The 14,433-nt window shown below is 71.6% G+C and carries 12 protein-coding genes and 2 tRNA genes; 9 read left to right on the top strand and 5 right to left on the bottom strand.

Going from position 1 to position 14,433, the window contains the following annotated elements:
- Window positions 1–881 (bottom strand): hypothetical protein (locus AC2CHG_RS04250; protein WP_484524183.1); only part of this gene is annotated, 881 nt, incomplete at its 3' end.
- A gap of 178 nt (window positions 882–1,059) precedes the next feature.
- A complete protein-coding gene (locus tag AC2CHG_RS04245; RefSeq protein ID WP_007464795.1) occupies window positions 1,060–1,227 on the bottom strand; it encodes a DUF5679 domain-containing protein in 168 nt (55 codons plus the stop codon).
- 474 nt (window positions 1,228–1,701) lie between these two features.
- Here AC2CHG_RS04245 and AC2CHG_RS04240 point away from each other — a divergent pair, with 474 nt between their 5' ends.
- Together AC2CHG_RS04240 and AC2CHG_RS04235 are read left to right on the top strand one after the other, a co-directional pair.
- Window positions 1,702–2,223 carry a M48 metallopeptidase family protein gene (locus AC2CHG_RS04240; protein WP_262013965.1) on the top strand — a complete coding sequence of 174 codons (522 nt, stop codon included), beginning with the start codon at window positions 1,702–1,704 and terminating at the stop codon, window positions 2,221–2,223.
- A 110-nt stretch (window positions 2,224–2,333) separates the two neighbouring features.
- On the top strand, window positions 2,334–2,969 hold the full coding sequence (locus AC2CHG_RS04235; protein ID WP_484524182.1) for a hypothetical protein: 636 nt from the start codon (window positions 2,334–2,336) through the stop codon (window positions 2,967–2,969).
- 144 nt (window positions 2,970–3,113) lie between these two features.
- Here AC2CHG_RS04235 and AC2CHG_RS04230 read toward each other — a convergent pair whose 3' ends face one another.
- Window positions 3,114–4,385, bottom strand: coding sequence for a zinc-dependent metalloprotease (locus AC2CHG_RS04230; RefSeq protein ID WP_091423230.1), 1,272 nt, complete (start codon window positions 4,383–4,385; stop codon window positions 3,114–3,116).
- Window positions 4,386–4,500: 115 nt separating this feature from the next.
- Here AC2CHG_RS04230 and AC2CHG_RS04225 point away from each other — a divergent pair, with 115 nt between their 5' ends.
- The 5 genes from AC2CHG_RS04225 to AC2CHG_RS04205 all read left to right on the top strand — a co-directional run bounded on the left by AC2CHG_RS04225 (window position 4,501) and on the right by AC2CHG_RS04205 (window position 9,616).
- Window positions 4,501–5,514 carry a YlbL family protein gene (locus AC2CHG_RS04225; RefSeq protein ID WP_194800479.1) on the top strand — a complete coding sequence of 338 codons (1,014 nt, stop codon included), beginning with the start codon at window positions 4,501–4,503 and terminating at the stop codon, window positions 5,512–5,514.
- A 127-nt stretch (window positions 5,515–5,641) separates the two neighbouring features.
- Window positions 5,642–8,638 carry a UPF0182 family membrane protein gene (locus AC2CHG_RS04220; protein WP_484524181.1) on the top strand — a complete coding sequence of 999 codons (2,997 nt, stop codon included), beginning with the start codon at window positions 5,642–5,644 and terminating at the stop codon, window positions 8,636–8,638.
- Between the two features lie 171 nt (window positions 8,639–8,809).
- Window positions 8,810–8,883: transfer RNA gene (locus AC2CHG_RS04215), tRNA-Met, on the top strand.
- 304 nt (window positions 8,884–9,187) lie between these two features.
- A tRNA-Met gene (locus tag AC2CHG_RS04210) sits at window positions 9,188–9,261 on the top strand.
- A 106-nt stretch (window positions 9,262–9,367) separates the two neighbouring features.
- On the top strand, window positions 9,368–9,616 hold the full coding sequence (locus AC2CHG_RS04205; RefSeq protein WP_210900112.1) for a hypothetical protein: 249 nt from the start codon (window positions 9,368–9,370) through the stop codon (window positions 9,614–9,616).
- A gap of 44 nt (window positions 9,617–9,660) precedes the next feature.
- Here AC2CHG_RS04205 and AC2CHG_RS04200 read toward each other — a convergent pair whose 3' ends face one another.
- Entirely contained in the window at window positions 9,661–10,986 is a 1,326-nt protein-coding gene (locus AC2CHG_RS04200; protein ID WP_484524180.1) for an ABC transporter substrate-binding protein, read from the bottom strand.
- A 122-nt stretch (window positions 10,987–11,108) separates the two neighbouring features.
- On the opposite strand from AC2CHG_RS04200, the gene AC2CHG_RS04195 reads away from it, so the two are divergent.
- Complete coding sequence (locus AC2CHG_RS04195; RefSeq protein WP_262013961.1) at window positions 11,109–11,942, top strand: phosphoribosylaminoimidazolesuccinocarboxamide synthase; 834 nt, start codon at window positions 11,109–11,111, stop codon at window positions 11,940–11,942.
- Between the two features lie 3 nt (window positions 11,943–11,945).
- Here AC2CHG_RS04195 and glpK read toward each other — a convergent pair whose 3' ends face one another.
- Complete coding sequence (gene glpK / locus AC2CHG_RS04190; protein WP_484524179.1) at window positions 11,946–13,430, bottom strand: glycerol kinase GlpK; 1,485 nt, start codon at window positions 13,428–13,430, stop codon at window positions 11,946–11,948.
- Between the two features lie 64 nt (window positions 13,431–13,494).
- Between glpK and AC2CHG_RS04185 the strand changes: the two genes are divergently transcribed.
- On the top strand, window positions 13,495–14,433 hold the full coding sequence (locus tag AC2CHG_RS04185) for a ribose-phosphate diphosphokinase (protein ID WP_262013959.1): 939 nt from the start codon (window positions 13,495–13,497) through the stop codon (window positions 14,431–14,433).

Below are 14,433 nucleotides of genomic sequence, written 5' to 3'. Positions count from 1 at the left end.
GCGCAGGCCCGCTCGCCCCGGTCGGCGGCGAGCTGGGCGGCCAGCGCGGGCCAGTCCGGATCCCGGTCGCCCCGGTGCAGGTCGAGGCAGCGCAGGCAGGGACCGACGGGCGGGCGGACCAGCGGGCCGATCACCGGTACGCCGCCGCGCAGGTCGAGCAGCAGGTGCGGCTGGCGCCGGCGGGCGTACCCGGTGGCCAGCAGCTCGGCCGGACGGTCGACGCCGAGCTGCACCACCAGGTCCGGCCGGGCCGCCCGCGACGGGACGGTGACCGTTCCGGGCGCGCACCGCTCCAGCGCCGCGCGTACCGCGAGGGCCAGCGGCCGGCCCAGCTCCGCGGCGGTCAGGCCGGTCCCGACCAGGTCACCGGCGCCGACCGGGCCGGCCAGATCGGGTACGACGTGCCCGACGCCGGCCTGCGCCAGCGCGACGGTGACCGCGGCGCCGAGTCGTCCGGTGCCGGTGACCAGCACCCGGGCGTCGCGGCGGCGGCGCAGTAACCGGGCCGGTGTGCCGGGCAGGTCGGGCGACGCGAGCGCCAGCGCGGTGGCCTCGGCGGTCAGGCGGGCCCGTGTCGTCCCGGCGAGGTCACGGGGGAGCAGTGCCTGCGCCGGCACCACCAGCCCGGCGTCCCGGAGCGTGTCGAACAGGGCGCGTGCCTCGTCGGGCGGGACCCGGGCGGCGCGCGCCTCGGCCAGCACGGCGCGTTCGCTGCGGGTGCCGTCGAGCAGGTCGAGCAGGCGGGCCGTCCCCGGCGAGGACATCTCCAGCAGCACCGCACGGCCGGGCGGCTCGCCGAGCTGGAGCGTGTGCCGGTCGCGCCAGAGCCGGGTCAGGCCGGGGAGCAGGACGGGACGGACGAGCGGTGTCGGGTCGGTCACGCCACTGATCGTGACCGTCTCCGCGCGCTCCGTCGCTCGTTGTCCACAGGTGCGGCGAGCCGTGGCCAGCGTTGTCCACAGGTTCTCGCCGGTTTTCCACAACTAGCCGGTAACTCTGTCGGCTACACGACCGGGGAGGGCGGCCGACGGCCGCCCTCCCCGGTGTCTGCCGTACGGGTCAGACCTTGGCCTTGCCCAGGATGCGGTTCACTGTTGTGCCGCACACCGGGCACTTGCCCTTGGCCATGTTCATGCCGGTCTTCGAGACCTCCACGTGCCCCTCGAAGTCCCGCTTCTCCTTGCACTTCACGCAGTAACCGTTGTAGGTCTGGGCCTGGTCGGCCACGGTAGCCTCCTCGTCTCGTCCGCCGGAGGTGTCCCGGCGGTCTCCCTGCGGCGGCCCACGCGTGGCACCGGCGCCGGGGGGTTCTCCGCGGTCAGTCACCTGACCGTGGTTGGCGGACCCTACCCAGGTACGGGCAGTTCCATGTCAGCTGTGCGCCGACTCTGTGAGCAAGTCGACGTCGAGAGTGTGCATGCCGAGTAACGTCGGATAAGTCAGTTTCGCGCGGACACGCCGGATGAATGCACCCAGATCCGCTTCAGGTGGCCCCGCCGACTGTCACTCGTCGTAGATCACTTAACGTGAACAGGGCCGGTCAGGTGATGGTCAGCTACCGTCGCAAAGAATTTTTTCCGGACTCCTGACAATCAACCGCCACTTTCCGGGCGCGTGTCGTCGTGTTGACTCTTGCGGAGTCCTGGTCAGTACGCATTAGCTTTCCATCGTGACAGTCAACCGAGGCTGCGCGGACCGGTAATGGCCGTGACGCGGAAGCCCGTCGTCGAGGTGCGGCGCAGCCAGCGTCGGCGGCGCACGGTGTCCGCGTACCGGGACGGTGAGCGCGTCGTCGTGCTGATCCCGGACCAGTTCTCCCGGGCCGAGGAGAGCGAGTGGGTCGACCGGATGCTCGCCCGGCTCGCCGCCCGTGAGGGCCGGCTGGCCCGCTCGGACGCCGAACTGCTCGCCCGCGCCACCCGCCTGATCGACCTCTACCTGACCGAACACGGGTCGGCCGCCGCTCCGGCGAGCGTCCGCTGGGTGACCAACCAGAACGGCCGCTGGGGCTCCTGCACGCCCGCCGACCGCACCATCCGGATCTCGCACCGGGTCCAGGACATGCCCGACTGGGTGATCGACTACGTGCTGCTGCACGAGCTGGCGCACCTCATCGTGCCCAGCCACAACGCCGACTTCTGGGCGCTGGTCGCCCGCTACCCCAGGTCGGAGCGCGCCCGCGGCTACCTGGAGGGCGTGGCAGCCACCGCCGCCGTCCCCTGACCACCGCCCACCGCGGTCGATCATGAAGTTGGCCCGGCGTTTCGTCCGCTTCGTCACCGCCAACCTCATGATCGTGAACGGACTCCGGCGGGTGGGGTTAAGGTCGGCGAATGTCGCGACGTGTGGTGGTGGCGCTGCTCGGCCCGGTGACGTGGACGCCGCCCGGAGTCGATCCGGCGCGATGGCGTACCGCGCTCGCCGAGGACGTGGTCGACCTGCTCGCCACGCTGAACGAGGTCGAGACCGCCGTCGCGGTCACCGCCCGCGACCGATGGCTGGCCGACGCGGTGGTCTGGCCCGGCACCCAGGTGTACGAGGTGCCCGAGCCGACACCGAACGCGGTGTTCGCGGCGATCATCGGCGACCAGGCGGCCCGCGATGACGGGGCGGGCGGCTACGACCAGGTGGCGGTGGTGGCGGCGGACGCGCCGGACGTGCCCGGGCTGACGCTCGGCAAGCTGCTCCGGCCGCTCACCACCCGGCCGGTGGCGGTGGCCCCGGTCGAGGGGGACGGCACCGGGCTGCTGGGAGTGGCGGCGCGACTGCCCCTACCGGCATGGCTGCCGGCGCTGGACCTGGACGCGACCGCGCCGGCCGAGGTGCGGCGGGCGGCACCGAGCCCGGGCGACGTGGCGGTCACCGCCGGCTGGCACCGGATGCGCGGCCCCGCGGACCTGGCCGCCCTCGATCCGGCCGTCGAGGGCTGGGAGGCGACGCGCGCCCTGCTGTCCGGCCGCCCCGTCTGACACCCCGCCCGCCACGCCGCCCCCTCCGCACGCCGCACCCACGAGGCCGCCGATTCGACGATCTTGGAGTTGTGGCACCTCACGGAAGCCGCACTCGGGACATCCTGGGCGCCACAACTCCAAGATCGACGGTGAGAGGCCGCGTCAGCGCTTGTCGTCGTCCTCGCCGGGGGACTTCTCCTCCGGGGCGCCGGGGGCGGAGAAGTCGAAGTTCGCCAGCTCGTCGTCGAGATCGGTGCTCGTCGTGGCGAACGCCTCCGGGGCGGCGAAGTCGTCGTCGGAGGGCAGCAGATCCGGGTGGCCCCAGACCGCGTCCCGCCCGGCGATGCCGCGGTGCTCGGTCAGCGCCGCCCACAGCACCGTCGCCTCACGCAGGCGGCGGGGCCGCAGTTCGAGGCCGACCAGCGCGGCGAACGTCTGCTCGGCCGGGCCACCCGCGGCACGGCGGCGGCGGAACGCCTCGCCGAGGCGTACCACGTTGGGGAGGCGGTCACCGGCGGCGCTGTCGACGACGTGGCAGACCCAGCCCTCGACCAGGGCGAGTACGGTCTCCAGCCGGGCCAGCGACGCCTTCTGGGCGGGCGTGTCCTCGGGCGTGAAGATGCCCTCCAGCGCGATCGCCTGCATCGACTCCGGGTCGGTCGGGTCGACCCGGCCCATCGCCTCCTCGATCGCCTCCCGGTTGACCCGGATGCCCGCGGCGTAGTTCTCCACCGCGGTCAGCACGTGCCCGCGCAGCCACGGCACGTGCTGGAACAGCCGCTGGTGGGCGGCCTCGCGCAGGGCCACGTAGAGGCGTACCTCGTCCTCGGGCAGTTCCAGGCCCTCGCCGTACACCTTGATGTTGGCGGGAACGAGCGCGGCGGTGCCGGCGGGGCCGAGCGGCAGGCCGATGTCACCGGCGGAGAGCACCTCGGCGGCGAGCGAGCCGAGCGCCTGGCCGAGCTGGCCGCCGAAGAGGGCGCCGCCGAGCGTGGCGACCATCGACTGCATCGGGCCGAGCTGGGCGCGGGCCTCCGGCGGCACCAGGTCGCCCATCGCGCCGACCATCCGGCTGGCCACCGGGTCGCAGAGCTTGCGCCACACGTCGAGCGTCTTGAAGATCCACTCGTTGCGGTTCCAGGCGACCGAGGTGCGGATGCCGGAGGGCCACGAGGTCGCCGGCTCCAGCCACAGGTCGGCGATGCGCAGCGCCTCCTCGACCGCGTTGCGTTCGAACGGCGACACCGCCGGGTCGCCGGCGGCGGCGAGCTGGCTGGCGGCTACCTGCCGGGCCAGGTCCCAGTTGACCGGCCCGCTGCCCGGCGCCGAGAGCAGGTGCTGCAACTGCGACATGAACTGCTGCATCGCCGCGGGATCGTTGGGGTCTGGTGGTTGACCACCCGGGAGCGCGAAGCCGAACGGAATATCAGGCACGACGTCTACGGTACGCGGGCCCCGCCGCAGGTCGTGCCACTCGGCGTTGCGCTGAGGGCGAAGTCCGCCGGTCACCGCGCCGGATGGCAGGGGACGGATCGGTACGCTCTGGCCCATGAGACGTCGCGGCGTGACCGTCCTCCTCGGTGCCCTGCTCACCGCCCTGCTCAGCATCGGCGTGCTGAGCGTGCCGCTGCCGTACGTGGTGCTCGGCCCGGGTCCGACGGTGAACACGCTGGGCAGCGAGGACGGCAAGGAGGTCATCCAGGTGACCGGCCGCGCGACGTCCACCTCCGCCGGTCAGCTCCGGCTCACCACAGTCGGTGTGCAGCCGACGGTGCGGCTGCGGTCGGCACTTGCCGGATGGTTCTCCTCGGACGAGGCGGTGGTGCCGCGGGAGCTGGTCTACCCGCCGGGGGAGTCGCAGGAGGAGGTCGAGAAGCGCAACGCGGAGGACTTCCAGAACTCGCAGACCAGCGCCGAGACGGCGGCGCTGCGTGAGCTGGGCTACCCGATCAAGGTGCTGGTCAAGGCGGTCACGCCGGGCGGCCCGTCGGTCGACGTGCTGCGCCCCGACGACGTGGTCACATCGGTCGACGGGGTGCCGGTGACGAGCGCGGCGAAGCTCACCGAGCTGATCCGGGCGAAGCCGGCGGGCACCGCGCTGACGATCGGCTACACCCGTGGCGGCACCCCCGGTACGGCCACGGTGACCAGCCGCGAGCAGGACGGCCGGCCGCGCATCGGCGTGGAGATCGACCAGCAGCAGCCGCACCCGTTCACCCTGAAGATCGACCTCGGTGACATCGGCGGGCCGAGCGCCGGGCTGATGTTCTCGCTCGGCATCATCGATAAGCTGGAGCCGGCCGACCTCACCGGCGGGAAGATCATCGCCGGTACCGGCACCATCGACGACGAGGGTCGCGTCGGCCCGATCGGCGGCATCGCGCAGAAGCTGGTCGGCGCCAAGGACGCGGGCGCGAAGGCGTTCCTGGTGCCCGCCGACAACTGCGCGGAGGCGGTCCGCAACCCGCAGCCGGGCCTGCCGCTGCTGAAGGTCGCCACGCTGAGTGAGGCATTGACGGCACTCGAGACACTGCGCGCCGGGGGACAGCCGACGCGCTGCTGACGCGGGCCGGGCGGCGGTCACGGCGCGGATCGTGACGTGACCTTGACCCGACGTGCTCAGGAACACCCCGTACTCTTGGTGCCTGGTCGGAGCCGATCACATCGAGCGTGCGGAGCCAACAGTGGTCATGCGTAGCAGTCCCTTACCGAGGATGAGCCGGCGCGGACGCGTCACCATCGGTGTCCTGATCGGGGTGTTCATCTTGTTCACCCTCCTCGGGTGGGGCGTGAACGCCTGGACCGACTGGCTGTGGTTCGACGAGGTCCGCTACACCCAGGTCTTCACCGGCGTGCTCGCCACCCGCCTGCTGCTGTTCCTGGTGGTCGGCGCCGGCATGGCGCTGCTCGTCGGCGGCAACCTCTGGCTGGCCCACCGGCTGCGGCCCAAGATGCGCCCGCACTCGGCCGAGCAGGCCACCCTGGAGCGCTACCGGATGCTGCTGAGCCCCCGGCTCGGCACCTGGATCGCGCTGGCCGCCACCGTCGTCGGGCTGTTCGCCGGCCTCTCCGCGCAGAGCCGCTGGGGCCAGTGGCTGCTGTTCCGCAACGGCGGCGACTTCGGCGTGAAGGACCCGGAGTTCGGCGTCGACGTCGGCTTCTACGTCTTCCAGCTGCCGTTCTGGCGCTACGTGCTCGGCGTCGGCTTCACCGCCGTGGTGCTGTCGCTGCTCGGCGCGCTCGCCGTGCACTACATCTTCGGCGGCGTACGCCTCCAGGGCGTCGGCGACCGGATGACGAACGCCGCCCGCGCCCACCTCAGCTCGCTGGTCGCAGTGTTCGTGCTGCTCAAGGCCGTCGCCTACGTGCTGGACCGGCGGGCCATGCTGCTGGAGTACAACGAAGGCGCCAAGCTCTACGGCGCCGGCTACGCCGACGTGAACGCGCTGCTCCCGGCGAAGGAGATCCTCGCCTGGATCTCGATCGTGGTGGCGCTGGCGATCATCGTGTTCTCCAACGCGGTCATGCGGAACCTGGTCTGGCCGGGCATCTCGCTGGCCCTGCTGGGCGTCTCCGCGGTGGCGATCGGCGGCATCTACCCGTGGGCCGTGCAGACGTTCGAGGTGAAGCCGAGCGCCCGGGACAAGGAGGCGCCGTACATCGAACGCAGCATCAAGGCCACCAGGTCCGCGTTCGGTCTCGACGGCACGAAGACCACACCGTACGCGGCCAGCAACCTCGTTCCACCCGCCAGCCTCGCCACCGACACCTCGGTGGTGTCGAACATCCGGCTGCTCGACCCGCAGCTCGTCTCCGAGACGTACACGCAGCTGCAGCAGGTCCGCGGCTTCTACGACTTCGGTTCGAAGCTGGACATCGACAGGTACTCGGTCAAGGACAAGACCTCCGACTACGTGGTCGGCGTCCGTGAGATCAACTACGGCGAGCTGACCGACCAGCAGAGCAACTGGATCAACCGCCACACCGTCTACACCCACGGGTACGGCCTGGTGGCCGCCCCGGCGAACCAGGTGGTCTGCGGCGGCCAGCCGTACTTCGTCTCCGGCTACCTCGGCGAGAAGGCGCAGGAGGCGTGCTCCTCGCCGACCGAGGAGATCCCGGCCCAGCAGCCGCGGATCTACTACGGCGAGCGGATGGAGGCGAGTGACTACGCGATCGTCGGGCAGAACGGCGACCGCAACGTCGAGTTCGACCGGCCCACCTCCACCGGCGGTGAGCAGTACTACACCTACACCGGCGAGGGCGGCGTCAAGATCGGCTCGTTCCCGCGCCGGCTGCTCTACGCGATCAAGGAGCAGGAGTCGAACTTCCTGCTCTCCGAGGCGGTCAACGAGAACTCGAAGCTGCTGTACGTGCGCAACCCGCGCGACCGGGTGGAGAAGGTCGCGCCGTTCCTCACGCTCGACGGCGACCCGTACCCGGCGGTGGTCAACGGGCGCGTCCTGTGGATCATCGACGGCTACACCACGGCGGCGACCTACCCGTACGCCGAGCGGGTCAACCTCCAGGCCGAGACGACCGACGAGCTGACCGGCCGGGGCACGTTCCAGCTCGCCCGGGAGAACGTCAACTACATCCGCAACTCGGTGAAGGCGACTGTCGACGCGTACGACGGCACGGTCAAGCTCTACTCGTACGACGACACCGACCCGGTGCTCAAGGCGTGGAACAAGGCGTTCGGCGGGGACCTGGTGCTGCCCAAGGGCGACATCCCGGCCGAGCTGGCCGAGCACTTCCGCTACCCGGCCGACCTGTTCAAGGTGCAGCGCAACCTGCTGACCAAGTTCCACGTCACCGACCCCGGCGACTTCTACTCCGGCCAGGACTTCTGGCAGGTGCCGAACGTGCCGGACGCGCCGGACAGCGGGCAGAAGCAGCCGCCGTACTACCTGTTCACCCAGTTCCCCGGGCAGGACGGGCCACGCTTCCAGCTGACCTCGGCGGTGACCCCGAACGGCCGGCAGAACCTCGCGGCGCTGGTCTCCGGGTCGTACGTCGACGGGCAGCCGAAGCTGGAGGTGCTGGAGCTGCCGGACCAGACCCGGATCTCCGGTCCGACGCAGGTGCACCAGCAGATGACCAACAACGGCGACATTCGGCAGCAGCTGAACCTGCTCTCCTCCAACCAGGCGCAGGTGCAGTACGGCAACCTGCTGTCGCTGCCGTTCGCCGACGGCATGCTCTACGTCGAGCCGGTGTACGTGAAGAGCAGCAGCCAGGACGCGTACCCGCTGTTGCAGAAGGTGCTGCTCTCCTACGGTGACGGCGGCTCGTACGTGGTGCTCGCCAACAACCTCGGCGACGGCATCAAGCAGCTCGTCGAGCAGGGCAAGCGGGCACCGAACAACAACCCGCCGCCCAGCACCGACGACAACCCGACGCCCACGCCGTCGCCGTCGCCGACCGGGGGTGACAACAACACGCCGCCGATGAGCGGGGAGCTGGCCCAGGCGGCCGCCCGGGTACAGACCGCGATCGGCGAGGTCAAGGCCGCGCAGGCGTCCGGCGACTTCGAGCGGTACGGACGTGCGCTGAAGGCGCTGGACGAGGCGATGAGCGCGTTCCAGCAGGCCCAGGCCGCGGCGAACGGCTCGGGCAACCCGGCGCCGTCGGGCAGCGTCTCGCCACCGGCGCCGACGTCACCCGCGCCGTCACCGGGCAACTGACGCCGAACTGACACCACGAGCCCGTGGTCCGGGACCGCAACGGTCAACCGGACCACGGGCTCGTGTCGTCAAACGGACTCCCGACCACGATCCCGGACCGGGCGTTTTTCGCCCTGACTGGGTACCCGTTTTGCGCCTCCCCGGGTCGGTGCGCTACGGTTATCGAGCCGACGCGGGGTGGAGCAGCTCGGTAGCTCGCTGGGCTCATAACCCAGAGGTCGCAGGTTCAAATCCTGTCCCCGCTACTCGTGACGAAGGGCCCCGGAGTTCTCTCCGGGGCCCTTCGCCGTTCTCGCGGGTGTCCTGCGCACCCATGGGCGGGTCGCACGCCATGGCCACGGTCCGCGACCGGCCCGGCAGAAGAGAAGTCCCGAGACGCGTATGACTGTGAGTCATGGTTATGGCTCACAGTCATATCGTTTTCGGCCAGAGTGTCTCGGGTTCGACCTCGCCCGGCGAGACGTCGGATCGTCGTGCGGCGCCCGAGGCGGGGATTCCGGGTACCCGGCTGATCTCCAGGAACGGAGTGCGATAGGCTTTACGAGCCGACGCGGGGTGGAGCAGCTCGGTAGCTCGCTGGGCTCATAACCCAGAGGTCGCAGGTTCAAATCCTGTCCCCGCTACTCGTGACGAAGGGCCCCGGAGTTCTCTCCGGGGCCCTTCATCGTGTCCGGCGACATCCTCACCGTCCGCCGTGCCCCGGTTGCGGTCCTCGGCGAGGATGGGGTCATGTCTGCATGGAACAAGTGGTGGGGCCGCCTGGGCGCGGTCCTCGGTACGGTCGTGCTGTCGGTCTTCGTGCCGGTCGCGGCCTGGGCGTCGTCCGGCACCGGCGAGATCGTGGTGGAGGCGGCGCGCCGGCGTTCCCGGGGCGGCTTCGGCTTCCTCGGCCTGCTCTGCTGCCTCGTGGTGGTCGGCGGCATCGTGCTGCTGGTGGTGCTGCTGACGCGCGGCCGCCGCAACCGGCCCCCGCGCTGATCCCCGGCCCACCCCGCCCACGCCGGGCGGGGTGGGGAGGTGGGTCAGCCGGCGAGGGCGGCGTTCGCCTGGGCCATGAAGCGGGAGGTGGCGGTACGGGCGCCGGCCCGCTTGCCGCGGATGCTCTCGGCCGCCTCGATCAGCAGCGTGCGTACCGCGGCGTGCCCCTTGGGCGGCGGCGCGGGCGACGGGCCGGCCAGGTCGTCCAGCTCGGCGCCGAGCGCGGCCATGCGCTTCTCGGCCCGGCCGGTCACCTCCGCGGCGACGAACGAGCGCACCTGCTTGCTGGCGTTCAGGCCGCGTTCGACGCCGAGGAGCCGGCCGGCCGCCACGTTCGTGGTCAGGAAGTCGAGCACGTCCACCACGGCCTCCGGGTGACGGGTGCCCCGGAAACCGGCCCAGTACATCGACGCCCGGGGCCACTGGGCGGCCGGCGTACCCGGGAAGGCCACCGCGCCGAGCTCGTCGTCGGTCAGGCTCTGCAACTCGGGCAGCTGGTGCGACCAGGCGAAGGAGGCCGCGGTGTGCCCGGTGACCACGAGCTGGCGGGCCAGCTCGCCGCTGTCGGCCTGCTCGACCAGGGCGGCGCTCGGTGTGGCCCGGTCGAAGCGGGCCACCTCCCAGAACTCGAACCAGGCGAGCAGTTCGGCGGAGCTGAAGCCGAGCTGCCGCCCCTGGTACAGCTCGCTGCCCTGGCCGCGCAGCCAGAGCCAGAACGCCCGGTAGTCGCCGGAGGCGTCCATGGTGCCGGCCACCCGGTTGCCGGAGGCGCGGGTGACGCGGGCGGCCCAGTTCGTGTACTCCTTCCAGGACATCCCGGTGCGCGGCTCGGGCTGGTTCAGCCGGCGCAGCAGACTGCGGTTGAACACCAGCGCCGCGCTCGTCTGCGCGGCCGGCACGCCCACCGTGCGCTCTTCCACCCGGCCGTAGCGGGCCAGTTGCTCCGGCACCTCGCGCAGGTCGAGCCGCTCGTCGGCGACGTACCGGGTCAGGTCGAGCAGGATGTCCCGGCCCGCGTACTCGGCGAGCAGGGTGTCGTCGATCTGGAACAGGTCCGGCGCGTTCCCGCCGGTGGCCTGCGTGGCGAGCCGGTCGTAGTAGCCGCCCAGCCCCTGCCAGGTGACCCGGAAGCTGACCCGCGGGTTCTGCTGCGAGTACAGCCGCAGCGCCTGTTCGGTGGCCGCGGCCCGGCGGGCGCCGCCCCACCAGAACACGGACAGCTCGATCGGGCCCTCGTCGGCGGCCACCTCCTCCGGGCTGCACCCGGCGAGCAGCGGCAGCCCGCCGGCGGCGAGCGGCAGCCCGGTGAGCGCGCCCAGGAACCGTCGCCGGTCGATCCCGGGACGGGGTACGGACTGCACAGCGCGCACGCGTCTCTCTCCGAAGGTCGGGTGGACGGATCATTTCACCGGCCCCCGGCCGGGTGTCAACGCCGGGCGGGACGGCGGTGGGCGCGCCGGGCGGTCCGCGCCGGTCATGGTGTACTAGCGCCGTGGAACTTCTGCACTCGGGCAAGGTCCGGGACGTCTACGCCGACGGCGCGGACCTGATCCTGGTCGCCTCCGACCGCGTCTCCATCTACGACGTGGTGCTGCCGACCCCGATCCCGGACAAGGGCCGACTGCTCACCGCCCTGTCGCTGTGGTGGTTCGAGCAGCTGTCCGACCTGGTGCCGAACCATGTGATCTCCGCGACGGACGTACCGGCGGAGTTCGCCGGCCGGGCGATCCGCTGCCGGCGGCTGGAGATGGTGCCGGTCGAGTGCGTGGCCCGGGGCTACCTGACCGGCGGCGGCTTCGCCGAATACCAGCGCACCGGCTCGGTCTCCGGGGTACCGCTGCCCCGTGGCCTGGTCGAGGCGTCGATCCTGCCCGAGCCGATCTTCACGCCGTCGACCAAGGCGCCGAAGGGCGAGCACGACGAGCCGATCACGTACGAGCAGGTGGTGGACAAGGTCGGGCCGGAGGTCGCGGAGCGGCTGCGGCAGATCACCATCGACGTCTACCGGCGCGGCGCGGAGATCGCCGCCGAGCGGGGCATCCTGATCGCCGACACGAAGCTGGAGCTGGGCTGGGCGGCGGACGGCACGCTGGTGCTCGGCGACGAGGTGCTCACCTCGGACTCGTCCCGGTTCTGGCCGGCCGAGTCGTACCAGCCGGGCCGCGCCCAGTTCTCCTACGACAAGCAGTACGTGCGGGACTGGGCCACGGCGAGCGGCTGGGACAAGCAGCCGCCCGCGCCGGAGGTGCCGGCCGAGGTGATCGAGGCGACCCGGGCCCGCTACGTCGAGGTGTACGAGAAGCTCACCGGCAACACCTGGGCCTGACGCTCAGTCGACCCAGTCGAGTGTGCGCCGGACCGCCTTGTGCCACTGGCGCAGCTCGTGCTCCCGGTGCGCCGGGTCCATCGTCGACTCCCACTGCGCGTCCGAGCGCCACTTCTCCCGCAGCGTGGCCAGGTCGGGCCAGAACCCGACGGCGAGGCCGGCGGCGTACGCGGCGCCGAGGCACGTGGTCTCGGTGATCCGGGACCGGATGACCGGCACGTCCAGCACGTCGGCGAGGAACTGCATCAGCAGCTCGTTGCCGGTCATCCCGCCGTCGACCCGCAGCCGGCGCAGCGCCACGTCGGAGTCGGCGTTCATCGCGTCCACCACCTCCCGGGTCTGGAAGGCCGACGCCTCCAGCACCGCGCGGGCCAGGTGCCCCTTGGTGATGTAGCCGGTCAGCCCGGCGATCACGCCCCGGGCGTCGCTGCGCCAGTGCGGGGCGAACAGGCCGGAGAAGGCCGGCACCACGTAGCAGCCGCCGTTGTCGTCGACGGTGCGGGCCAGCTCCTCGACCTGCGGGGCGGAGGAGATCAGGCCGAGGTTGTCGCGCAGCCACTGCACCAGCGAGCCGGTGACCGCGATGGCGCCCTCCAGCGCGTACACGGCGGGCTGGCCCTCGATCCGGTACGCCACAGTGGTGAGCAGGCCGTGCCGCGACGGCACCGGGCTGGCACCGGTGTTCAGCAGCAGGAAGCTGCCGGTGCCGTAGGTGCACTTGGCCTCGCCGGGCTGGAAGCAGGTCTGCCCGAACAGCGCCGCCTGCTGGTCGCCGAGCGCGCTCGCCACCGGCACCCCGGCCAGCACCCCCTGGGCGGTGCCGTACACCTCGGCCGAGCTGCGAATCTCCGGCAGCACGGCGGCCGGGACGCGCAGCGCGTCGAGCAGCTCCGGGGCCCAGTCGAGCGTCTCCAGGTCCATCAGCATGGTGCGGCTGGCGTTCGTCACGTCGGTGACGTGCCGGCCTGTCAGCTTCCAGATCAGCCAGCTGTCCATGGTGCCGAACAGCACCTCGCCGCGCTCGGCCCGCTCGCGCAGCCCGTCGACGTGGTCGAGCAGCCAGCGCAGCTTCGGCCCGGCGAAGTAGGTGGCCGAGGTCAGGCCGGTGCGGGCCCGCAGCCGCTCCTCGTCGTACGTCTCGGTCAGCTCGCGCAGCAGCGGGCCGGTGCGGGTGTCCTGCCAGACGATCGCGTTCGCCACCGGGCGGCCGGTCTCCCGGTCCCACACCACTGTGGTCTCGCGCTGGTTGGTGATGCCCACCGCGGCCAGCGACTCGGTGCCGATGTCGGCGCTCGCCAGCGCCTCGCGCACCACGTGCTCGACGTTCGTCCAGATCTCCTCGGCGTCGTGCTCCACCCAGCCGGGCCGGGGGAAGATCTGCCGGTGCTCGCGCTGGGCCACGGCGACGATCTCACCGGCCCGGTCGAAGACGATGCAGCGCGAGGACGTGGTGCCCTGGTCGATGGCGGCGACGAACTCTGCGGTCACGGCAGCACCGTACCCGCCGCGAGCGTCCACCGTCTCCCTCCGGCGGCCCGTACGATCATCAGACGTGCGTGACATTGCCGTGTTCAGCGGGTCGGCCCATCCCGACCTCGCCGCCGAGATCTGCGCCCACCTCCACGTCCCGCTGCACCCGGTGCGGGTGTCCCGGTTCGCCAACGACTGCCTGGAGGTGCAGTTGCAGGCGAACTGCCGGGAGCGCGACGTCTTCCTCATCCAGCCGCTGGTGCCGCCGGTGCAGGAGCACCTGGTCGAGCTGCTGCTCATGATCGACGCGGCCCGGGGTGCGTCGGCCGCGCGGATCACCGTGGTGCTGCCGCACTACGCGTACGCGCGGTCGGACAAGAAGGACGCGCCGCGCATCTCCATCGGTGGCCGGCTCGTCGCCGACCTGCTCACCTCCGCGGGCGCGGACCGGGTGCTGGCCATGACTCTGCACTCGCCGCAGGTGCACGGCTTCTTCAGCGTCCCGGTGGACCACCTGCACGCGCTGCGCGAGCTGGCCGCCCACTTCAAGGGGTACGACCTGAGCAACGCGGTGGTGGTCTCGCCGGACCTGGGCAACGCCAAGGAGGCGGCCGCGTTCGCCCGGATGCTCGGTACGCCGGTGGCAGCCGGCGCGAAGCAGCGTTTCAGCGACGACCGGGTGCAGATCAGCACGATCATCGGTGACGTGGCGGACCGGGACGTGATCGTGCTGGACGACGAGATCGCCAAGGGCAGCACGGTGATCGAGCTGATCTCGCACCTGCGCGAGCGGCGGGTCCGCTCGATCCGGCTGGCCTGTACGCACGGCCTGTTCTCCAGCGGGGCACTGGAGCGGCTGAGCGGGCAGGAGGGCGTCCTGGAGATCGTCTGCACCAACACGGTGCCGATCCCGGCGGAAAAGCGGGTGCCGAAGCTGGAGGTGCTGTCGGTGGCGCCGGCGCTGGCCGAGGCGATGCGGCGGATCCACAACGGGGAGTCGGTGAGCGCCCTGTTCGCCTGA

It is taken from the genome of Micromonospora sp. ATLC20, from assembly GCF_057196585.1.
The sequence above is the reverse complement of the archived record's forward strand: the minus strand, read 5'-3'. Positions and strand labels throughout refer to the sequence as shown.